Annotated in this window: 17 protein-coding genes and 5 pseudogenes; all 22 read right to left on the bottom strand. The window is 34.6% G+C overall.

Translation table 11 applies throughout. From position 1 onward, the window contains the following. Nucleotides 1-68: 68 nt before the first annotated feature. Nucleotides 69-951 (bottom strand): annotated as a pseudogene (gene hslO / locus ABLV95_RS14560) (Hsp33 family molecular chaperone HslO). Nucleotides 952-1,171: 220 nt separating this feature from the next. Continuing rightward, nucleotides 1,172-3,259 carry an ATP-dependent zinc metalloprotease FtsH gene (gene ftsH, locus ABLV95_RS14555; RefSeq protein ID WP_460872319.1) on the bottom strand — a complete coding sequence of 696 codons (2,088 nt, stop codon included), beginning with the start codon at nucleotides 3,257-3,259 and terminating at the stop codon, nucleotides 1,172-1,174. A gap of 296 nt (nucleotides 3,260-3,555) precedes the next feature. Next, nucleotides 3,556-4,095, bottom strand: coding sequence for a hypoxanthine phosphoribosyltransferase (hpt, locus tag ABLV95_RS14550; RefSeq protein ID WP_002508753.1), 540 nt, complete (start codon nucleotides 4,093-4,095; stop codon nucleotides 3,556-3,558). 4 nt (nucleotides 4,096-4,099) lie between these two features. Beyond that, nucleotides 4,100-5,389: a tRNA lysidine(34) synthetase TilS gene (gene tilS, locus ABLV95_RS14545; RefSeq protein ID WP_427705492.1), complete on the bottom strand. Its 1,290-nt coding sequence runs from the start codon at nucleotides 5,387-5,389 to the stop codon at nucleotides 4,100-4,102. Between the two features lie 212 nt (nucleotides 5,390-5,601). Further along, nucleotides 5,602-6,000: a S1 domain-containing RNA-binding protein gene (locus tag ABLV95_RS14540; protein WP_002508751.1), complete on the bottom strand. Its 399-nt coding sequence runs from the start codon at nucleotides 5,998-6,000 to the stop codon at nucleotides 5,602-5,604. A gap of 99 nt (nucleotides 6,001-6,099) precedes the next feature. Further along, nucleotides 6,100-6,499, bottom strand: a pseudogene (locus ABLV95_RS14535) (FtsB family cell division protein). Between the two features lie 18 nt (nucleotides 6,500-6,517). Beyond that, nucleotides 6,518-6,781 (bottom strand): RNA-binding S4 domain-containing protein, encoded by a 264-nt coding sequence (locus tag ABLV95_RS14530; protein ID WP_057511366.1) that lies wholly within the window; start codon nucleotides 6,779-6,781, stop codon nucleotides 6,518-6,520. Further along, nucleotides 6,778-7,971 (bottom strand): MazG nucleotide pyrophosphohydrolase domain-containing protein, encoded by a 1,194-nt coding sequence (locus ABLV95_RS14525; protein ID WP_427705495.1) that lies wholly within the window; start codon nucleotides 7,969-7,971, stop codon nucleotides 6,778-6,780. Before ABLV95_RS14525 ends, ABLV95_RS14530 begins: the two co-directional genes overlap by 4 nt. Continuing rightward, nucleotides 7,971-9,518 (bottom strand): oligosaccharide flippase family protein, encoded by a 1,548-nt coding sequence (locus ABLV95_RS14520; RefSeq protein ID WP_427705498.1) that lies wholly within the window; start codon nucleotides 9,516-9,518, stop codon nucleotides 7,971-7,973. Before ABLV95_RS14520 ends, ABLV95_RS14525 begins: the two co-directional genes overlap by 1 nt. Beyond that, nucleotides 9,508-13,020, bottom strand: a complete 3,513-nt coding sequence (gene mfd, locus ABLV95_RS14515; RefSeq protein WP_460876043.1) for a transcription-repair coupling factor — start codon at nucleotides 13,018-13,020, stop codon at nucleotides 9,508-9,510. Before mfd ends, ABLV95_RS14520 begins: the two co-directional genes overlap by 11 nt. Beyond that, nucleotides 13,017-13,590, bottom strand: a pseudogene (gene pth / locus ABLV95_RS14510) (aminoacyl-tRNA hydrolase). Before pth ends, mfd begins: the two are co-directional and overlap by 4 nt. A gap of 207 nt (nucleotides 13,591-13,797) precedes the next feature. After that, on the bottom strand, nucleotides 13,798-14,442 hold the full coding sequence (locus tag ABLV95_RS14505) for a 50S ribosomal protein L25/general stress protein Ctc (protein ID WP_069818259.1): 645 nt from the start codon (nucleotides 14,440-14,442) through the stop codon (nucleotides 13,798-13,800). A 128-nt stretch (nucleotides 14,443-14,570) separates the two neighbouring features. Next, nucleotides 14,571-15,536: a ribose-phosphate diphosphokinase gene (locus ABLV95_RS14500; RefSeq protein ID WP_002508743.1), complete on the bottom strand. Its 966-nt coding sequence runs from the start codon at nucleotides 15,534-15,536 to the stop codon at nucleotides 14,571-14,573. A gap of 153 nt (nucleotides 15,537-15,689) precedes the next feature. Further along, a pseudogene (gene glmU, locus ABLV95_RS14495) lies at nucleotides 15,690-17,046 on the bottom strand (bifunctional UDP-N-acetylglucosamine diphosphorylase/glucosamine-1-phosphate N-acetyltransferase GlmU). Nucleotides 17,047-17,524: 478 nt separating this feature from the next. Beyond that, nucleotides 17,525-17,833 (bottom strand): septation regulator SpoVG, encoded by a 309-nt coding sequence (spoVG, locus tag ABLV95_RS14490; protein WP_002508741.1) that lies wholly within the window; start codon nucleotides 17,831-17,833, stop codon nucleotides 17,525-17,527. Nucleotides 17,834-17,898: 65 nt separating this feature from the next. Continuing rightward, nucleotides 17,899-18,273: a RidA family protein gene (locus tag ABLV95_RS14485; RefSeq protein WP_069818261.1), complete on the bottom strand. Its 375-nt coding sequence runs from the start codon at nucleotides 18,271-18,273 to the stop codon at nucleotides 17,899-17,901. Nucleotides 18,274-18,291: 18 nt separating this feature from the next. Then, nucleotides 18,292-19,116: a pur operon repressor gene (purR, locus tag ABLV95_RS14480; RefSeq protein ID WP_002508739.1), complete on the bottom strand. Its 825-nt coding sequence runs from the start codon at nucleotides 19,114-19,116 to the stop codon at nucleotides 18,292-18,294. Nucleotides 19,117-19,134: 18 nt separating this feature from the next. Next, the gene (ispE, locus tag ABLV95_RS14475; RefSeq protein ID WP_460872311.1) at nucleotides 19,135-19,983 is read right to left on the bottom strand and encodes a 4-(cytidine 5'-diphospho)-2-C-methyl-D-erythritol kinase; all 849 of its coding nucleotides are present in this window, start codon (nucleotides 19,981-19,983) and stop codon (nucleotides 19,135-19,137) included. 344 nt (nucleotides 19,984-20,327) lie between these two features. Then, nucleotides 20,328-20,591 carry a biofilm formation stimulator Veg gene (gene veg / locus ABLV95_RS14470; RefSeq protein ID WP_002508737.1) on the bottom strand — a complete coding sequence of 88 codons (264 nt, stop codon included), beginning with the start codon at nucleotides 20,589-20,591 and terminating at the stop codon, nucleotides 20,328-20,330. A 99-nt stretch (nucleotides 20,592-20,690) separates the two neighbouring features. Then, entirely contained in the window at nucleotides 20,691-21,581 is an 891-nt protein-coding gene (gene rsmA, locus ABLV95_RS14465) for a 16S rRNA (adenine(1518)-N(6)/adenine(1519)-N(6))-dimethyltransferase RsmA (RefSeq protein ID WP_069833241.1), read from the bottom strand. Nucleotides 21,582-21,584: 3 nt separating this feature from the next. After that, complete coding sequence (gene rnmV / locus ABLV95_RS14460; protein ID WP_069818264.1) at nucleotides 21,585-22,133, bottom strand: ribonuclease M5; 549 nt, start codon at nucleotides 22,131-22,133, stop codon at nucleotides 21,585-21,587. A gap of 138 nt (nucleotides 22,134-22,271) precedes the next feature. Then, a pseudogene (locus ABLV95_RS14455) lies at nucleotides 22,272-23,046 on the bottom strand (TatD family hydrolase). Between the last annotated feature and the right edge of the window lie 16 nt (nucleotides 23,047-23,062).

The following is a 23,062-nucleotide window of genomic DNA, read 5'->3' as shown; positions in this document are numbered from 1 at the left end:
ACAACTATGAAGATTTGATGTAGCAATTTTTTTGTTCAATAGTATATTCTATATCTAGTTTATACCTTTTACTTACTATTTTCTATTAATCCATGTAACTCATCTTCTGAAAAATCATATTTATTTCTACAGAAATGACATTCAACTTCTGCGCCATGATCTTTATCAATCATATCTTGAATTTCAGCTTCTCCTAAACCTTTAATAGCAGTCAAGAATTTTTCATGACCACAATTACAATCGAAACGTGTAGGAAGATTTTCTAATAATTGTACGTTTTCTTCCCCTAGTATTTCGAAAAGAATTTCTTCAGGCGTTAAACCTTGATCAATCAGTTTCGAAACTGGAGTCATTTGATTGATTGCTTTTTCAAGTTTATCCACTGTTTCATCTTCTGCGCCTGGCATAACTTGTATTAAAAACCCACCTGCAGCTTTAATTGAATTGTCAGGATTAACTAATACGCCTAAACCTACTGATGATGGTACTTGTTCACTTTTAGCAAAGTAATAAGTGAAATCATCTCCTAATTCACCAGAAACGAGTTCACTAGAACCAGAAAAATAATCCTTCATTCCAACATCTTTTACAACTGTCAATGCGCCTTCTGAACCAACCGCACGGCTAACATCTAATTTACCAAGCATCATTTAAAGGGAAATGTGTCTGAGGGTTTGAAACATAGCCTCTTATATTTCCTTTAGCATCAGCGTCAGCAATTATTTTACCAATTGGGCCTTTACCATCAACAGTAACTGTTAATTTTTGATCGCCTTTGAGCATTGCACCCATCATCACTGTTGCTGTCATCGTACGTCCAAGGGCTGCTGAAGCAGTCGGCCAAGTATAATGTCTTGTTTGTGCTTCTTGAACACTTTCAGTTGTTAACGCACTATAAGCGCGAATTTGTCCTCCAAAAGCTAATGCTTTAACTATATAATCGTTAGTCATTTTGTTTATTTCTCCTTTAATATCATCTAGTTTTGAAAATGTTTTTTATATCTTAACTCTAAGATTGTTTTTACACTTTTTATCAATGCAATTTATTGTAATCGTTCGAAGTAGAAAATGCGAAACATCTGTTTGGAAATTGTTCCATCATATCTTGTTATTAAAAAAAGCTTCTTTCTACTATCAATATGATAGCAGAAAGAAGCTTTAAGTTCAGTTATTAATTTCTGTTACTTGGATCATTCGGATCGCTTGGATTGCTAGGTTTATCGATATTAGGTGCTTGTTCATGACCTGTTTTTTCAGTGTCATCGCTGTCTTGTTGTTCATTTTCTTTATCGTTATCCTGTGTTTCATCATCTGAAGATAGTTGTTCTTTACGAACGTCCTCGTAAGATTTACCGTATTTTCCTTCTTCAAAGTTATCGTCTTTATGTTCCACAACTTTGGCGCTATCATAATCAACTTCTGGTAAGACACCATCGTTAAATAATGATTGGATTTGTTCGGCAACTAATGTTTCTTCAGTTAATAATGATTCAGCAATTAAATCTAACTGTGATTTATGCTCTAACAAGATAGTCTTACAACGCTCGTATTGTTCTTTAATGATACGTTGCACTTCTTTATCAATTTCATATGCAATTTGTCCTGAAAATTCAGTGTCACCTTGCATTTCTTTTCCTAAGAACACTTGGCCACCGTTGCTATTTGTGAATTGAACCGTTCCGATTTTTTCACTCATACCATATTCAGTAACCATTTGACGTGCAATTTGTGTTGCACGTTCAAAGTCGTTAGATGCACCTGTAGATACTTCATTAAAGGTAATATCCTCAGATACACGTCCACCAAGTAGACCACAAATTTTATCTAATAATTCTTTTTCTGTCATTAAGAAGCGATCTTGTTTTGGTAACATCATTGCGTAACCGCCAGCTTGTCCACGAGGTACGATTGTAACTTTATGAACAACTTCAGCTTCATCAAGTACCATACCAATAATTGTATGACCAGCTTCATGGTGTGCTACAATATTACGTTCTTTTTCAGAGATTACACGAGATTTTTTAGCTGGACCGGCGATAACGCGGTCTGTCGCTTCTTCAATATCACGCATATCAATTTTTTTCTTACCTTCACGTACAGCAACTAATGATGCTTCGTTTAATAAGTTTTCTAAATCTGCACCAGAGAAACCTGGTGTTCTTTCTGAAACTGCTTTTAAGTCAACTGTTTCATCAAATGGTTTGTCCTTCGCATGAACATGAAGAATTGCTTCACGACCTTTAGCATCTGGGCGACCTACTTGAATTTGTCTGTCGAAACGACCTGGACGTAATAACGCTGGGTCTAAAATGTCTGGGCGGTTTGTAGCGACGATCATAATGATACCTTCATTGTCACCAAATCCATCCATTTCAACGAGTAATTGGTTCAATGTTTGCTCACGCTCATCATGGCCACCACCTACACCGGCACCACGTTGACGACCAACTGCATCGATTTCATCAATAAAGATGATACAAGGCGCGTTTTTCTTAGCATTTTCGAACAAGTCACGTACACGGCTTGCACCAACACCCACAAACATCTCAACGAAGTCTGAACCACTAATTGAGAAGAACGGCGTACCGGCTTCACCAACAACTGCACGAGCTAATAATGTTTTACCTGTACCAGGAGGGCCAACTAAAAGAACACCTTTAGGAATTCTAGAACCCATTTGTTTAAATTGTTTATTGTCTTTTAAGAAATCGACTATTTCAATTAATTCTTGTTTCTCTTCATCTGCACCGACTACATCAGTGAAGCGTACACGTTTTTGTTGATTATCGTACGTTTTCGCTTTGGATTTACCAAAGTTCATCATACGATTACCACCGCCACCGCCGCCACCTTGGGCTTGGCTGAGGAAGAATATAAATAAGAGTGCGATAATTAATACAGGAATTAATGTTGTTAATATACTTACAAATACACTTTGTTTTTCTTCTTCTTTAACTGTAAATTTCAATCCGTCTTGACTTTGTGCTTTATCAGTTATTTTTTCTAGCTCTTTATCGTTGTTATATAAAATAGTTGAAGAATACTCTTCATCTTTATCTGTTTTACCACTTACCATATATACATTTTGTTCAGGTTGAATTTCAAGTGATTTTAACTCACCTTTATCTAACTGCTTAACAAATTGATTATATGTAAGCTGTTTTGGCATATTCCCATTTCCGTTAAGCCACGAAAACAAGCCAAAAATAATAACGCCAATGATTGCGATAACTAGCACGTTACGAAAGGCTTTCTGCATGCGTCGTTTCCTCCTACTTCAATTATAAAACTAACAAAAATTGTAACACAACACTCGAGTTTTCGGCTACTATTTCAACTTTTGCATTATGTTTACAATTCTTATTGTTTTACCCTTTAGTTTTATTTTTCTATTATGCTTAAAGTTAAATGAATATTATATATTGTCACGTACCTACAAGTTTATGTATTAAATTTCAAATGATTTAAGTCTAACCCTACTTTTCACATTCACTAACTTAATTCGACTGTAACTTACAGTATATAACAACTTTTTCTATGAATAAATTGTACTGCTTATTTTGAATAGATTTCTGGTTTCAATGTACCAATGTAAGGTAAATTTCTATAATGTTCAGCATAATCTAAACCATAGCCTACTACAAATTCATCAGGTATCTTTTTACCTACGTATTTTGCTTCAATGTTTGCTTTACGACGGTTAGGTTTATCAAGTAGCGTAACAATTTCAAGTGAGTTAACACGACGTGATTCAAGTAATTCAGTAATTGATTTTAAAGTAGTACCCGTTTCTAGAATGTCTTCAATAATTAAAACATCTTTATTTTCAATAGATCCACTTAAGTCTTTCAAGATTTTTACTTCTCCTGTTGATTCAGTGCCTCCGTGATAACTAGAAACATCCATGAAGTCGATAGCTAAATGCGTATCAATATATTTAATTAAATCTGCCATAAACATAACAGAACCTTTTAATATGCCAATACATACAAGTGGTTTCCCTTTGTATTCCTCTGTTATTTTCTTACCTAGCTCTTCACAAATTTGGTGTATATCTTCCTCTGACAATAAAATGTCTTTTAAATCATCTCGCATATTTTCATTCCTCTCCCATATTTCGTATAAAAATTGATTGATTGTATTTACGCTTTAAATATAATGTGCCAACAGCAATAATCTCATTGTATGCATTAACTATAACTGGCATTTGGTTACGTTCAGTTTGTATAACCTTTTTATCAATAAGCAGTCTACTTATTTTTTTATGCCCTTTCATACCATTCAGTTCAAATTTGTCGCCGTCTTTTCTTGTACGGATAACTATAGGATACTCGAATGTAGGAAATTCATTAGTAATATCAATGCTATAGCGACCATAGTTGTATGCACCTGGTTGATCAATCTTAGTCGGAGCTAGTTTTTCCTTACAATTTGCCATTATTATAAATTTATCATAAGCGATGTGAATTATCCATTCATGTGTCGCATATAATGTGCATTGTGTTACATTTTCTGTAAGTTGTTGAAACCATTCGTTGTAAGTTTTCTCAGTAAACGACTTATCTAGTGGTAAATCAGCAAAAAGTTTATCTAAGACTGCCATTTTGACACTATGTCGTAAATTTAAAAACTGCTTTCTTGAAAAAGTAACTTCACTGCCATCATTACAAAAATCAACAAATGCCGAGATAAATGTTGTAGCTTCATGTCGCACAACTGATAATTGTTCATCATGCCAGTCTTGTAATTTTAGCAATTGTTCTGTAGATAAGTGTTTATTACTTTCTATATCAGGTAATATGCGGTTGCGAATATCATTTCTGACATAATGATTTTCTGCATTCGATTCATCTTCATAATATGGAACATTATGTTTTGTTTGATAGTTACGTATTTCTGATTTCGTGACTTCTAAAAATGGTTTACATAAATTATAATGGCCTCTTGAAGAAAGATATGTCATCCCCAAGCTACTTCTCGTAGAGCGTCCAGTCATAAGTCGATAAAATATCGTTTCAATCTGATCATCTTGATGGTGTGCCGTAAGTAATACATCTGCATTTAACTCAGTCATCATATCATCAAACCAATGATAACGTTCGGCTCTCGCTTCACTTTCAATACTATTACCTTTTTCAATCACAGCAGACAAATCCAGATGTTGTATATGCAATGGGATTTGATGTTTATCACAATACGCTTTAATAAATTGTTCTTCTGCTGCCGCAACAGGACGGATATTGTGATTTACATGGAGACAAGTCAACTTAGTATATGAATCAGCTAAACGTGTAATCAATTGATGTAAAAGCACCATACTATCTACACCTGTAGAAACTGCCAATACAATATGATTACTTTTATCCCAGCCTTCAGTATTTACTCTCAACTTATCTACCTCCTTGCCCTTAATATTACCTTAACACTGCAAATGCTCGTAATATTATGACTTATATACAACAAAAAAGAGACTGTTTCCTCAAGTAAGAAAACAGTCTTAGATTGTTACAATCAAACTTAATTTTGGAAAAAATTATTGTACTTTGTTTTCAAGTCATTAAATTAATTCCTGTGTCAACAGTCTTACGATATATATATTGATTAACGTTTCGCGCCTTTTCCACCACGTCTAGATTCTGTTTGACGTTTAATAGATGTTAATTTATCTTCACTATCTTTCAAGAAATCTGTTAATTTCTTTTCAAAGTCCTCACCTTTTGGTTGAGGTTTTTTATAATTGGGTTTACTTTGAGGTCTACGTGGACGATCTTTTGCTTTTTTAATTGATAAACTAATTTTACCATCATCAGCGATTGAAAGCACTTTAACTTCAACTACATCTCCAACAGATAAATGATCTTCTACGTTTTCCACGTAATTATCTGCAACTTCACTTATGTGAACTAAGCCACTCTTTCCTTCAGGAAGTTCGACGAAAGCGCCAAACTTTTTAATACCAGTGACTTTACCTTTAAGCTTGTTTCCTACTTCGATTGACATATTGTAAATAAATCCTCCCGATTTGTTTCGATTTTAACCCTATTATATGCCTGTTTGCATAAATTAACAATGGTATTGTGACTTAAATGACAAATTTCACTATTTATCCTCTTTTGATGATTTAGAATCTTCCTCGGATTTCTCTCCAGTGCAACTTGAAAATCACTTCTCCATCATTGCTCAAATAGTAATCATCTCGCGCAACTTTCTCTATATAACTTTTATCATTGAGATTGTTTAATTGTTCTTTTAATGCGAGTTCTTCATCTTGTTGCTTTTGATATTGTTGTTCTTTTTCTTGACGCTCAGCCGCGTCATCTATATTACTTTGTTTTTGAGTGACAAGCATTACAGTTAAAATAATAATGAGGATAAGTAATATGCCACCAAATAAAGTTATACGTTTACGTACGACTCGTCTTCTCATTTTTTGCTGTTGTTTCTTTTTATTTTCAGCAGAAGTGAACGTATTCCCTATGTTCTCAACTTTTTTACTCATTGCTTGTCACCTCCTTTTTTAGTCTCCACTAACCTTTTCTTCTTTGACTAATTCATACATACCTTTCGCATTTTCCTTAGTCGCATGTTCACTTAAACCAGTAACTTCAATTGTGATTACTTTTTGTCCAAATCGGATTACAAGTTCATCTGTTACTTTTACGTCAGTGCCTGCTTTCGCTACTGAACCATTGACGGCAATACGTCCTTGATCACTAATTTCTTTAGCTAAAGTACGACGTTTCACTAACCGTGATACTTTGAGATATTTATCTAATCTCATGATTTGTTTCCTCCTTGCTCTAAAATTTTTCTTAAAGCATCTGCGTCTAACGACATATTTTTTGTTTTATCATACAACTTCAAGAAATGCTCTGCAAATACTTTTTCAAATTTAACACGTTTCGTTTTACCTTCTTTTGCTTTTGCTTCTGACCATATATGTTTTAAGTCTTCTTCAGTTTCCGCTTCAGCGTCACCAAAAATGTGTGGATGTCTACGTATCATTTTTTCTGAAAGACTTTGAAGCACTTCATTTATATCAAGGAACCCATCTTTTTTACCAATGCTTGTATGCAATAGTACTTGTAAAAGTATGTCCCCCAATTCTTCAATGATGTGCCAATCATCTTCGTTATCTATTGCTTCAAACAATTCAAACGTTTCTTCTAATAGATAACGTTTTAATGTGTGGTGTGTTTGAACTTTATCCCAAGGACAGCCTGTTTCGTCATCGACAAGTTGATCTATAATGTTCGCAGCAAAATAGAAATCACTATAATACGCTTCTTCTTTTTCTACTTTCGGAACGAATACACTCGACAAATTACTGAAAACAGATGCATGATGGTCTAATTCATAAAGCGGTGTTTCTATTACATTTGCAGCGTTATTTTGTGCGCCGTCGACGATAAATACTGTTTGCTCATCATGATAACGTTCCATCAACGTCACTTTTAAATCGCCTGCCGTCATAGGGCTATAAACTTGAGTAATGAGCGTATGGGTACGAATATTTAACTGCTCTTTTTTTATCGCTGTCGCATCGAGTAATGTAAACCCATCGTTAGGGTCTATCTTTACCGCTTCAAATATATCATCGATAAAGCTTTTGCCTCCCAAAACTTCAACCTGAACATCATTATGCTTTTGTGCATAAGCTTCTAATTTTACAGTTGTCGTTTCAGCTACACGCGGATGCCCAGGTACTGTATAAATGACATTATCACTTTGGGCCGCTTCCATGAGTTGTGACACAATACGTTCATAAACGCCCTCAAATGATGCTTGTGCCTCGTATTCACTATCAAAACTTTTGAATTGTATATTTTCTGCGGTTAACTCTTTAATTACAGGATGATCCAATGTACGTGTGTAAACCATTGTTTGTTTTTTAAGAAATTTGTAGATACCTAAAGGTAAATCATCAATACCGTAGTTACCTAATCCAACAATTGTTATTTTACCTGACATTAATGTTCCCCTCTTTTCATATGATAAAGTTTATCGCCCAATGGTAAATGTTTTAATTCTCTATAACTCAATAAATGCATACGTACAATAGCGAAAATGATTACCAATACACCAATCACTGCCGCAATGACTAATTCAATCAAACCTGTGATTCTACTTTGTGTAGGTACAAGCCACATTCCTATTTGAACAGCCACTGACAGCATCACCATCGTAGCAACCAATTTAATCACAAATTTATTCATCATCTGGAATTTATAGTGTTTTAGTACGTGATAATGTAGTACGAGTGTAAATATAATAAGTGAAATTACAGTGCTGATACTACCACCTAGCATTAATAGTTGTGGTATTAATATCACATTGAGTATTACTTTACTGACCACACCAATGATAAATGCATAAAGCACAGGGCGAACTTGGTTTTTCACTTGTAATAAAGCAATGTCCATCATAATGAGCGAAACACATATAACTGTCAGCATATAGATAGATAACGTACCAGTCAGACTATCATTTTTAAAAAACACACTATTCATGACCGGTAGTAAATTAATTAATCCAATACCAGCTGCTACACTAAACATAACTGTAATCTTGATAGAGGCATTCGCATATCTATTAACCAGAACGTTATTTCGCGCTTTAATCGCATCGGTAAGCATTGGTATAAGAACAAAACAAAATGTCGTTGTCACAATTAAGCCCATTTGTATAAATGAAGCCCCACGATCAAAGATACCTTTTTGCGTGGTTGCTTCTTGAAAATTTAAGCCTGCATTCTGAAGTGCATGTATGACCGTAAAGCTATCTATCACTTGCCAAACAATGACGATAAGCTGACTTACAGCAAAGATGATAATGGCCAATGATAACTTTTTCCACTCTACTATGGCTTTGTCATTTAGTTTATTCGCTTGCTTGAGCTTAAAAGGCTTGCCCTGCATTAGGAATATACTGGATGCTAAAAATCCTACTGCTGAACCGATGATAGCTACTGTACCAGCAGTATAAACAGACCATTGTTGTGTCATAAATAATACAATAGCAATGATGATAATTACAACGCGTATGACTTGCTCTATGACTTGTGATATCGCTGGAACAGTCATATGTTGATGCGCTTGATAATAACCTCTATACACTCCCAATATACCAACAAACAAGAAACTAAAACTTGCTGCTCTTAACATTGGCGTGAGATTAGTGTCACCCATTAGGAGTGCGATCCACTGCGCACCTATGAAAATAATCAAGAAAAAAACAGTACTAATGAGTTGTAACCTCAGCAACACTTTAGTGTATTGTCTTGATTGCCCTTGTGTGCCAAACGTTTGTGTGACTGCACTTGGAATTGCATTCATTGTTAAAATAACACCTAAAGCAACAATCGGATATATTTGTTGATAAGCATATAATCCTTCGTCTCCAAGTATATTTTGATATGGGACACGATAAATTGCGCTTAATATTTTAACAATAACAAGTGCGATTGTAAGAACAACTACGCCGTTGAAGGCCGTATTCTTATCGTCCTTAGATTTCATCTGATATAACCATACTTTCTTCTAAACATTTCGCTAAGAATTTCAAACTATCTAACCAATTACTTACTTTATTTAAAGTTACTTTCATTTTACCATCTTGAACGCCAACTTTCATTGCACGGCCTAATGGTTGGGTTTGTTTAAATAACGTTTCTCCGTTAATATCTGTCGTTCCTTTTTCAGACAGATAAACTTCCACCTTTTTGCCTACATCTTTAATAAGCGCCACTCCGGCATTTAAAGCGTGAACTTTTATCTCCATCATATCCAACAGTCTTTCTACTTCTACTGGGTAATCATTGAAACGATCTATTAATTCATCTTTTACATCCATAAGTTGTGCTTCAGTTTCAATCTTACGTAATTTTTTATAGATTTCTATTTTAGACTGTTCATTTTGAATATATTCAGCAGGTAAATAAGCATCAATGTTGAGTTCAATTTCAATTTCAGGTGCATCTTGTTTCTCATCTTTAACACCACGTTTTTCATTCACCGCTTCTTCTAGCATTTGTGAGTAAAGGTCGAAACCGACAGAATCAATAAATCCATGTTGTTGTTTACCTAAGAGGTTGCCCGCGCCTCGAATATTCAAATCACGCATTGCAATTTTAAATCCTGAGCCTAACTCAGTAAATTCTTTAATTGCTTGCAAACGGTCTTCAGCTGTTTCTGACAATACTTTATTCGTAGGGTGTAAGAAATAAGCATAGCCAATACGGCTCGAACGTCCGACACGACCTCTTAATTGGTATAACTGACTGAGTCCGAAACGGTCCGCATCTTCGATAATGAGTGTGTTGGCATTTGGAACATCAACCCCAGTTTCGATGATTGTAGTCGTCACAAGAATATCGTATTCATGATTAATGAAACTTAGCATTGTTTCTTCTAAGTCTCCTTCTTTCATCTGTCCATGTGCAATACCAATATTCGCTTCTGGCATTAACATTTGTAATTGCTCTCGTTTTTCATAAATAGACTGCACTTTATTATATAAATAAAAGACTTGCCCTTCTCTAGATAATTCTCTTTCTAGTGCTTCTTTAATAAAATTCGTATTCTGTTCTAATACGTAAGTTTGTACTGGAAAACGATTTTCTGGTGGTGTTTCAATCACTGATAAATCACGAACACCCAACATACTCATGTGCAATGTACGTGGTATAGGCGTAGCCGTCAGTGTTAAAACGTCCACATTCGTTTTTAATGATTTAATTCTTTCTTTATGACGTACGCCAAATCGCTGTTCTTCATCCACGATTAATAATCCTAAATCTTTATAATGAATATCTTTACTTAATAATTTATGAGTACCTACGACGATATCAACAAAGCCTGATTTTAATCGTTCTTTTGTTTCTTTAACTTCTTTAGTACTTCTAAATCGACTAATGAGTTGGACTTCGATTGGAAAATCCTGCATACGCTCAATTAATGTTTCATAGTGCTGTTGTGCCAAAATTGTAGTTGGAACTAAGAAGGCAACTTGCTTTCCTTCCATAACAGCTTTAAAGGCCGCACGTACTGCCACTTCTGTCTTACCATAACCTACATCACCACATAACAATCGATCCATTGGGCGTTCAATTTCCATGTCCTGCTTAATTTCTTCAATTGATTTACCTTGGTCTGGCGTTAATTCGTAAGGGAAATCTATCTCAAATTCGTTTTGTTCTGCCGTATCTGGACCATATTTATAGCCAACAGACATTTCGCGTTCTTTATATAGATCGATTAATTCATCAGCCATGTCTTCAACACTTTGTTGTACTTTAGCTTTTGTTTTTTTCCATTCCGTACCACCAAGTTTATTTAACCTAGGTGTCTTATCCTCTGATGCCACATATTTTTGAACTTGGTCCATCTGATCAACTGGTACAAACAATTGGTCTGTCCCTTTATATTGAAGTTTAATATAGTCTTTATGTACGCCACCGACATCAAGTGTTTCAACACCTAAATATCTACCAACACCGTGGTGCACGTGAACGACATAGTCGCCTACTTTTAAATCTTGATATGATTTAATTTTTTCAGCATTTGTTAGTGTCTTTTGTTGTTTTGGTTTTTTCTTTTGTTTGGATTTGAATAGTTCGCGTTCCGTCACAACGACAAGTTGCATATATGGTAGCTCAAAGCCTTCTGATAAACTACCCTCAGTAATGATTGCATTGCCTCCATCGTTTCGTTGACTTGGCGTATCGATAAATGTTGGAATATGCATTTCATTGAGCATAGATTGAATACGTTCTTTTCTCACTTCAGTTTCAGCAAGCACAACGACAGTATAATCATTTTGAATAAAGCGCTGAAATTCTGAGCGCATAATATCATATTGACCATAAAATTGTTGTACGGGCTTACATGAAAACTTGATGATTTCATTGAGTTGAACAGGCATTGTCGCTGTGAATAACGTGAAATACGTCACTGGATAATGTTTCAACAATGCTTCGAATCCATCATATTGCAAGAAGTTTTGATCAATAAATCCTTTACCACTTTCTATCAGGTTTTGCATAAATTCATCAACTTCAGTTATAAGTGTTTGTTCAGTTTCTTTAATTCTATTATGTTCATCAACTGCAACAATAGCGTCATCTTTAAAATAATCCATAATAGTTGTCGGCTGTTCATACATAAATGACACAAGTCGACGTAATACTTGATGGTCAAACATCGTTGATTCAAAAAGTTCGAAACTTTCGTAAGTTTCTTTCAAATCATTACGAGCTGATTTTTCAATTTTTGGACGTGTATTTTCGTAAGCTTCTTTTAATTTTAACTTTGTATGTTTAAGTACATCGTCTGTGATAATATAATCACTTGCTGTTGTAATATTGACTTCTTCTATATTCTCTTTTGATCTTTGTGTCTCCACATCAAAATCACGAATCGAATCCACTTCAGTATCGAATAGTTCAATTCTTACTGGTTGACCAATTAAAGGGTAAATATCAACAATGCCTCCACGTAATGAAAACTCACCTATATGTGACACTACACTTTCTCTGCGATAACCCATATTTACTAATTTATTTAAAAATTCATCAATTTCAATATCGTCACCTACAGATAGTGTTAACTGATGGGATTTCCACATTTCAACTGGAGTGAGCCATTTTTTCAAACCGTTTAATGGTACGATAAATAACCCTCTCTTTTCTTGAGCAAGTGCCGTTAGTGTACGTACACGCTCGCTCATAAATTGAGGGCTTTGTGTTGAGAATTCTTCTGTCATGATATCTTGCATTGGATATTTGTAGACCTCGTCTGCATCTACAAATTGCAATAAATCACTTTCCAATTTATCTGCTTGATATAAATTATTTGTAACAACTAGTAATTGTTTAGTACTATGCAAATATTTTTCGGCTATAATCGTTGATTTAGTCGCGCCAGATAGGCCAGTGACCAGTACATTTTCTTTACCAAATACGTCGTTTAATTCTTGGTATCGTTTGTCTTCATTTATATATTGTGTAATTATTGATTTCACTTGACTTCACCATTATATTCATTCATCACACGGTCAAAACGAGAACTTTCTATATAAGCCTCAACTGCACGCGCAGAATGTTCTATTACTTTATTCATTATTTGCATTTCTTGTTTTGAAAATTTTTGTAACACATAATCGACAATTGACATACCATTTGAAGGTCTATCTACACCGATTCTAATGCGTTTGAATTGGTCCGTACCTAGTACTTGAATCATTGATTTAATACCATTATGTCCACCAAGCACTGCCTTTTTGTCTTAGGCGAATCTCTCCTTGTGGTAAATCTAAATCATCATATAAAACAACTAAATCATCTATATCTATATCATAATATTTCATTAACGGGCCTACCGCTTCGCCTGACAAATTCATCATTGTTAGTGGTTCAATAAACATGACTTTTTCTCCAGCCATACGTTCAATCGTATAGGCACCTTTAAATTTTTGTTTATCTAATGAGAATTGATTTTGATCTAACATGTAATCTATAACTTCAAAACCAATATTATGTTTTGTTTGTTCAAAACGTTTACCTATATTGCCTAGGCCTACAATACATTTCATTATGTTACCTCCAATTGTTGTTGTCACTTAACTATATATATCATTTTCATGTATTTGAATTAATAAACAATTAAAAATTATTTTTTCATATCATTGACTATAATAACATAAAAAAGCACCTGCTTAACGTATTAAGCACGGTGCTTTTTATAAGATATTACAATGTTGGTATCATCAACTTATGTTGACAATGAAGCATGAAGTATATTATTTTTCTTCGTCTTCTTTAGATTCGCCTACAACTTCTGGTTCTTGCGTTTGTGCTTCGCCTTCCATTGCTTCGATTTCTTCTTCAGTTGGCTCTTCAGTTGGAGCTACTACTGTAACTACTGAATCAGTAGCTTCGTTTTCGATAGTAAAATCGCCTGATACTTTAATATCTTCAACTGAAATGCTGTCATTGATTTCTAATTCGCTGATTTCAACTTCGATTGCTTCAGGAATATTGTCTGGAGTAGCTGTAACTTCAAGGTTGAATAATGGTTGTTCAACCACGCCACCTTCTTTAGCACCTGCCGCTTCACCAATTAAATGAACAGGTACTTCAACAGTACGTTCTTCAGTCATATTGATTGCTAAGAAATCAATGTGAGTGATTTGGTTTTTAAGTGGGTCGAATTGGTAGTCTGAAACCATTACTTTAATTGTTTTAGAACCTACGCCTAATTCGATAACACCGTTACGTCCAACTTCACGGATAACTTTAATAAATGCTACTTCGTCTACTTTAACAGAAGTATTTTTTGTACCATAACCGTAAACGATTGCAGGTACTTTACCAGTATTTCTTAGTGTTTTAAGGTCTGAACGTGTTTGTTTACCTTGACGAATAATTGACTTTAATGCAGTCATATTCATTTTCCACCTTTCGTTTTGCTCAAATATGAGCCCCTCACTTGCCCATCAACATAATGTTGCTTGCAAGCGTTTATTTTGCTCGTGAATTCACGAACGAAACCATTATACATTCATATAATATATTAGTCAAATAGCACACTAACAGATTCGCGTTCGTAAACACGGATAATTGCTTGTGCTAATAAACCAGCTACAGATAACTCTTTCGTATTGCTTGGTTTACGTGTTTCATCTAATTGAATTGAATTTGTTACGATTAGTTCTTTGATTGCTGAATTTTCAATACGTTCTTTAGCTGGACCTGATAATACAGGGTGTGTACAACAAGCATATACATCTTTAGCACCTTTATCTTTTAATGCTTGAGCTGCCAATGTGATTGTCCCTGCTGTATCAATGATATCATCAATAATAATAGCCGTACGTCCTTCTATTTCACCAACAATGTTCATCACTTCTGCAACATTTGGTTTTGGACGACGTTTATCAATAATAGCAATCGGTGATTTAAGTATATCTGCAAGTTTACGTGCTCTTGTTACGCCACCGTGGTCTGGAGAGACTACAACACACTCTTCAAGATCAATACCTGACTCATTCTTGAAGTATTCTGCTAAGATTGGCACGCCCATCAAGTGGTCAATTGGCATATCGAAGAAACCTTGGATTTGAGGTGCATGTAAATCTAACGCTATCATACGATCTGCGCCTGCAGTTTCGATTAAGTTTGCTACAAGTTTAGCTGTAATTGGTTCACGACTACGTGCTTTTCTGTCTTGGCGCGCATAACCATAATACGGGACAACTATATTAATGTTAGCTGCTGATGCACGTCTACAAGCATCAACCATAATTAATAATTCCATTAAGTGTAAATTTACAGGATTCGATGTAGGTTGAATAATAAATACGTCACAACCACGAATACTTTCCTCTATGTTGATTTGAATTTCTCCATCGCTGAAACGTTTTACTGAACATTTTCCTAGTTCGATTCCAACATGATCTGCTACTTCTTGGGCTAAAGGTTCATTACCTTTTAAAGAAAATATTTTCAAAGCAGAATTCTTATACTCATTGTTTAACATTTATAGTCCTCCAATTAATTCATTCAATTAGTTTTCATTTAAATACAAGCGCAAACTTACATTGTTTTTCAATATAAAGCATTTTGTGGTTAACAAGTTACTCAATTACATTAAGTTTAACAGTTCAAGCATGCATGTCTAAACATACACCTTTTATTTTTTCAAATAACCTTCTTTGGTTGTTTGTCTAGCTCTCGCTAATGCTAAACTGTCTTCTGGTACACTATCAGTAATCGTAGAGCCAGCGAGCAATTAAAGAACGTTCGCCTAACGTAATAGGTGCTACCAGATTCGTATTGCACCCTATAAACGAATCATTACCAATAACCGTCTTGAATTTGTTAATACCATCATAGTTTACTGTGATTGAACCACAGCCAAGATTCACACGTTCTCCTATTTCTGCATCACCAATATAACTCAAGTGAGGTAATTTAGCTCCCGCTTTTACGACTGATTTTTTAACTTCAACAAAGTTGCCGACTTTCACTTTTTTGCCTAAGTCTGTACCTGGACGAAGTTGTGCAAACGGTCCAATTATCGCATAATCATCAACCATTGCTTCATTGATCACTGAATGTTTAATTGTAACATTATCACCTATTTTACTATTCGTGATTTCCGTATATTGTCCTACAACTGTCTCTTCTCCAATTTCACTATGTCCTGCAAGTTTAACTCCAGGTTCTATAATTGTGTCTTCTCCAATAGTTACATCTGCACCGATATAAGTATTTGATGGATCCACGATTGTTACACCATTTCTCATATGAAATTCGTTGATGCGTTTTCTAAATGCTTTTTCCGCTTCACTCAACATCACTCGGTCATTTACACCCATAATTTCTTCAAAATCATTTGTATGGTAAATACCTACTGTGCCTTTATCTTCTAAAATTAATGAAAGTACATCAGGCAAGTAGTATTCGCCTTGTACATTATTGTTATTCACTAACTCTAACTTTTCAAATAGCATTTGATTGTCAAATGCGAAAATACCTGAACTAATTTCATTAATTTGTTGTTCTGTATCTGTTGCATCTTTTTGTTCGACTATTTTAACTAATTGATTGTCTGCATCACGTATAATTCGGCCATAACCATATGGGTTTGCCGCTGTAGCTGTTAATACAGTAGCTTGTGCTTGGTTATTTTCGTGATGTTCAATTAAAGATTTAAGTGTTTCTGTCGTAATTAATGGTGTATCTCCACAAACTACTAACGTTGTGCCCTGTTTATCATTTAAATGTTCACTAGCCGTTTTAACGGCATGAGCAGTACCTAATTGTTCTTCTTGAAAACTATAAAGCGATGCATCGCCTAATGTTTCTTTCACGCTTTCTGCGCCATGACCTACGATTGTTACTAGCTGTTCTACGCCAGATTGTTTAACGTTATCCACGACATGTTCAATCATTGATTTGCCGGCGACATCATGTAGTACTTTGTATTTCTTTGATTTCATACGTGTACCCTTACCAGCTGCGAGTACTATTGCATGTCTTTGCATGTATGTTAACCCTCCATTAAAATATACACTTCTTTATTATTATAATTTAACGCTAGTCACACTTTCAAGGCTCAAAGTGCCAATGTTTTTTATTAACGCGTTTTTTATTACAATTGTTATAAATAAAGTGCATAGTATTTGTCATCTATTTAGGTTTTGAAAGCCGCTTCATTTTCTACAGTAACTTTTCTTATTATCGATAATTTCTAACATATTATTATGAATGAAACATACGGTGTCACTTCTTTAGACATTTGTTTCATTCATAATAATATAGTTAAGTAAAAACATGTAAGTTTTGGTTATTTATTATAAATTTCAAAATTATAATTTTTGTCACCTTTACATTTTGTAAATAATTTTAATATTTTATGTTTTAGTCACGCTTACATAAATAAAGAAGATTGAATTTCCCAGTTTTAGAAATTCAATCTTCTTTAAAACGATATTAAATTCACTATAATCTCAAATAATTAAATTAAGCTTCCTCATTAGTATCTTCTGATGATTGAGCATTTTTATCAGGGATGACCTCATCAGTTTCTTCATATACTTTCATCACAGCATCCTGTATTTCTTGTCTCATTTCTGAATTGATTGGATGTGCGATATCTCGGAATTCACCATCTGGTGTACGTTTACTTGGCATTGCGACGAATAGACCTGTGTTGCCTTCAATAACGCGTAAATCATGTACCACAAATGATTCATCTAAAGTGATTGAAACAAGCGCTTTCATTCTTCCGTCTGTTTGTATTTTTCTAAGTCTTACATCTGTCACTTTCATGTAGTGAGCCCCCCATAGTATCTCTTTGTTAGAAGCTTAACAATTTTATTAAAAATTATAAATCCTTACTTCACTTGTGCAATTACTTCTATTTCTACTTTAACATCTTTAGGTAGTCTCGCTACCTCAACGCAACTTCTCGCAGGTTGATGATGCTCAAAATATTTGCCATAAACTTCATTTATATTTTGAAATTCATTCATATCAGCAATAAAAATAGTAGCTTTTATAACCGAATCTATATCTGATCCAGCTTGGTCTAGTACAACTTTTAAATTTTCTAAGACTTGTGTCGTCTGTTCTTTTACATCATCGCTAACAATCTCTCCATTTAAATTTAATGGGATTTGTCCAGATGTGAATACTAGACCATTTACTTCTGTTGCATGTGAGTATGGCCCTAACGCTTCCGGTGCTTTGGTTGTATTAATCGTTTTCATGATGCCGTAATCGCTCCTTTAAGAAAATTTAGTTAAACTGTTGCCTTTCTCCACTTTAAATTCCTGATTGTATTCATCTACATCAGATAATCTAACTAAGGAAGTATAATCTTCAATTAATCTTTGTTTAACTTCTTTTGATTCTACTAGTACCGATACCCCTTTCACATGTGCTTTAAACTCGTTCATTAAATTCATCACACCATTGATGGATCCACCTGCGCGCATAAAATCATCTACTACAAGGACATTAGAATTTTCTGGTAATGTTCTCTTGGATAACACCATAGTTTCAATTTTTCGAGAAGATCCAGACACATAATTAATTGATACCGTAGAACCTTCAGTCACTTTGTTATCTTTTCGAATGACAACTACTGGTAAATTCAATACGTTAGCTACTGAGTTGGCAAGAGAAATACCTTTCGTAGCAATCGTAACGATTGCATCTAATTCTTCATCCATATAAAGTGTAGCGATCAGTTTTCCGACACGGTTAAGTAACGTCGGGTCTCCCATTAAATCAGACAAGAATAAATACCCACCTGGTAGCAAACGATTCTTCTCTTGGAGTTGTGCGATAACGTCATCAATGACTTCACTCGCTTCTTCTTTACTCATTTCAGGTTTATACGTCACACCGCCACTAGCCCCAGCTGTGGTAATCACTGTCCCTAATTTTTCTTTTTGGAATGTGGTTTTAATAATTTGAACATCTTCACTTATAGATGATTTCGCTTGTTTAAATTTTTGTACGAAATAAGTTAATGGTATCAATTTATTAGGGTTATTCATCAAGTATTGTGTCATATAAACAATTCGTTCGCTTCTTTTATAGCGCATTTAACTCATCCCTTCTCACTAGCCTAATAATCTTACTATATACACTTCATTACAACAGCCATTGACTGCATTGTAAACATGTCTTGCCTGGCGTTCTTTTTGTGTTAGTCCATAAACAGATGGGCCACTTCCGCTCATAACAGCACCATCCGCACCATTTTCTAACATATTTTCTTTTATTTTTAAAATCTCAGTATGCATCTTACCCGAGACAGGTTCCAATCGGTTTGAAAGACTTTTGCAAAGTAATTCATAATCTCCTGAAATTAAAGCTGATTTACAAGTTGTCGTATCCACATGATGCGGCTTATTTAAGTCTAATTTTTTGAAAATACTCGGAGAAGATATACCTAAATTTGGTTTTGCTACAACAACCCATGCTGATGGAGGTTTATTCAGAAACGTAATACGTTCACCTTTACCTCTACATAATGCTGTTTTACCAAAAATACAAAAAGGGATATCTGTGCCTATCTTAATACCGAGCTCACACAACTCATTTAACGGTCTATTTAGCTCATACAGGCGATTCATCCCTCTCATTGTAGCTGCAGCGTCAGTAGAGCCTCCTGCAAGCCCTGCTGACACAGGTATGTTCTTATCTATAGTGATTGTGACACCTTGCTTTAAATTATAATTTCTTTTCATTAATTCTGCAGCTTTATACGCCAAATTTTTATTATCGGAGGGAACGTAAGTTTGCTCTACATCAACAACTATTTTTTTGTCGTTGCGTAGTTCAAATGACAAGCGATCATTTAAATCAATCGTCGTCATAATCATTTCAACTTCATGAAAACCATCATCTCGTTTAAAGAGTGTATCCGGCGTTAAATTAATCTTTGCCGGAGCTGTTTCATAAATCATATTCCCACCCTCTTCCAATTCGATATGGTAATAAAATGATTTTAACATATTGTTATAGTTGCATTGTCTGTTTTTTAAAACTTATTTTCGATATTTTGATAAATATTTTTATAAATATACATTTAACTATATTGGACAATAAATCATTTCTTAATTTACTATTCTACAATATAGTACGCTTCTATTAAAATTATATCCATTTCCTACACCATAAATTGTGGCACAGAAAAAGGTATGTTGGCGAAGTTACACCAACATACCTTTTCATTTAATGATCTTAATATTAAAGTTTAAATTAAAAAGTATGACTCCTAAGAGACGAACTTTATTTAAATCACTTTTATTTAGTGTGCAATTGCTTCTTGCTGATTATCATCTTCAAAAGAAACTTGTACGTTTTCAGTTAAAACGTCAGCGTATGTATAAGATACACGCTCAAAGTTGTAAATTTCTTGATCTAGCTCGACAATGAAAACAGAAGGGTACGTTTCTTTTAACACACCACTACGCTCAATTGTTTTCTTACGACCACCATTCGCTTTAAGTACGATTCGGTTTCCTAATTGACAATCAAGTGAATTTTTGATGTCTCCAATAGATTTTGGCATATTGCTCCACCTCGCTACAAGTTGTATAATAACACAAATCGCGAGCTTTTGTCAAACAAAACATCAATTTTAGCAATGTAACTCAAGCTTGTCAATAATTTAAAATGCTAATTCTGTGAAATTTTTCAATTCATTGTATAATTTTGCAAATTCTTTTATTGAAAGCGTTTCTCCACGTCTTCTTGGATCTATATCGCTAGTTTCCAACCATTTTTTAATAATTTCTTTGTTCGCTTTACCATCTACAAACAAACTTTGATAGTTATTGTTGATTGTTTTTCGTCTTTGGCTAAATGCAGCTTTTGTCATTTTGAAAAATCTATCCTCGTCATCTATATCTACCTCCGGCGTCTGACGCTTCATCAATTTCACAACAATTGAATCTACATTTGGCGGTGGTAAGAAGACTGTCTTCGGCACTGTTAACACTTTACTTGTTTCAGTATAATATTGGGTAACAATTGATAGTGATCCATAAGCTTTTGTTCCAACTTGGGCATTCAATCTTTCACCGACTTCTTTTTGCATCATAACTACGTACCCATCGATAGGTAAAGTTTGTTGCATTAGATTCAATAATATCGGTGTTGTAATATAATATGGCAAGTTAGCGACCACCATGATATTGTCACAATCTGCTAAATGCTCCGTGACATAATGTGCAATATCAGCTTTTAATATATCTTCGTTTATAATTTCCACGTTTTCATAAGGTCCCATTGTATCTTTCAATACCGGTATCAAACGTTGATCAATTTCAAACGCCACAACTTTCTTTGCCTTTTTAGCTAATTGCTCTGTAAGTGAACCCATACCAGGTCCTATTTCTATAATACCTGTATTTTCACCTATATCACTCGCATCGATAATTTTTTGTATAATGTTAACGTCAATCAAGAAGTTTTGTCCTAAACTTTTTTTGAAATTAAAACCATACTGATTGAGCAATGCTTTCGTACGCGATGGTGTAGCAACATCTTTAATATCCACTTATCATTCACTTCCTTCGTTATCACTTAATGCATTTCTAACATCTGCTTCAGTATAGCCAAACGCATTGAGCTTATTTATTAATTGTTTGCCATTAGAATGTCCTATATGTAGCTTACGCCCAAGTATTTCTCTTTTTCTGCGTGCATCTTTGCCAATTATTAATCCTAAATCAATTAACACTGATTTACTGATTGTTTCGTGTCCTTCTTCAAATGGTGTACTTACATTCATTAAGGCATCTTTAATATCTGCAAGTTGTGCATGTTCTACACCAATCTTGCCTCGTTTACTTTTGGCTTTTTCTCTGTCGATATATGCGTGTTTTACGCCTGGTATATGTTTTTGAATAGTATTACGTATTTTATCACCCGGGAAATCAGGATCTGTTAATACAATTACACCTCTTGTTTCAAATGCCTGTGCTATAACAGTTAAAGTTTGCTCGTTAATCGCACTCCCATTTGTTTCAATCGTATCACATTCTACCGCTCTTTTAACACGTTCCGTATCGTCTCTACCTTCTACTACAATAAATTCGTTAATCTTCATTTATTGTTACACCTTTCATCACTTTAATTCGATTTTAGATAAAAATAAAAAAGGTATCGTCGCAAATAATGGTTACTACTTAGCATTTACTCTATGAACTAAGCCCTATTTCAGACCGATACCTTTTTTGTAATGTGTCTATCCTTCTAATTTAAATAAACGTTCTGCATTTTCAGTTGTTTGTTTGCAAACTTCCTCATAGCTAACACCGCGTAATTCAGCAATTTGTTCTGCAACCAATGTCACACGGACAGGTTCATTTCTTTTGCCTCTATATGGATGTGGTGATAAGAATGGTGCATCTGTCTCAACTAATAATCGATCAAATGGAACATGTTTCGCTACTTCTTTAGGTTGTTTCGCATTTTTAAAAGTGACTGGACCACCTAAAGATACATAGAAATTCAATTTATTAATTACATCATCTGCAATTTCAGGAGAAGCGCTGAAGCTGTGCATGATACCACCAATTTCTTCAGCATGCTCCTCTTTAAGAATATCTATACAATCTTGCGTTGCTTCCCTATTGTGAATAATAATTGGTAAATTGACGCGTTTAGCCAATGCGATTTGTTTTCTAAATAATGTTTGTTGCACATCTTTAGGCGACTTGTCCCAATGATAATCTAATCCCGTTTCACCTATACCAATCACTTTAGGGTGTGCTTGCAAGCTTTTCTATCCATTCTAATCGTTCTTCTGTACAATCAACCGCATCTACAGGGTGCCATCCAATAATGCCATAGATAAATTCGTATTGGTCAATGAGTTCCATCGTACGCTCGACTGTTGGTGTATCAAACCCAACAACAAACATGCGATCTACACCATTGTCTCTTGCACGTTCAATGACCGCTTCTAAATCTTCATCATATTGTTCTGCATTTAAATGAACATGTGTATCGATAAGCATATTATATCGCTCCCTT

The sequence above is a fragment of the Staphylococcus sp. Mo2-1 genome, from assembly GCF_046721385.1.
Classification (GTDB): Bacteria; Bacillota; Bacilli; order Staphylococcales; family Staphylococcaceae; genus Staphylococcus; species Staphylococcus equorum_A.
This window is presented reverse-complemented; position numbering and strand designations above follow the sequence as displayed.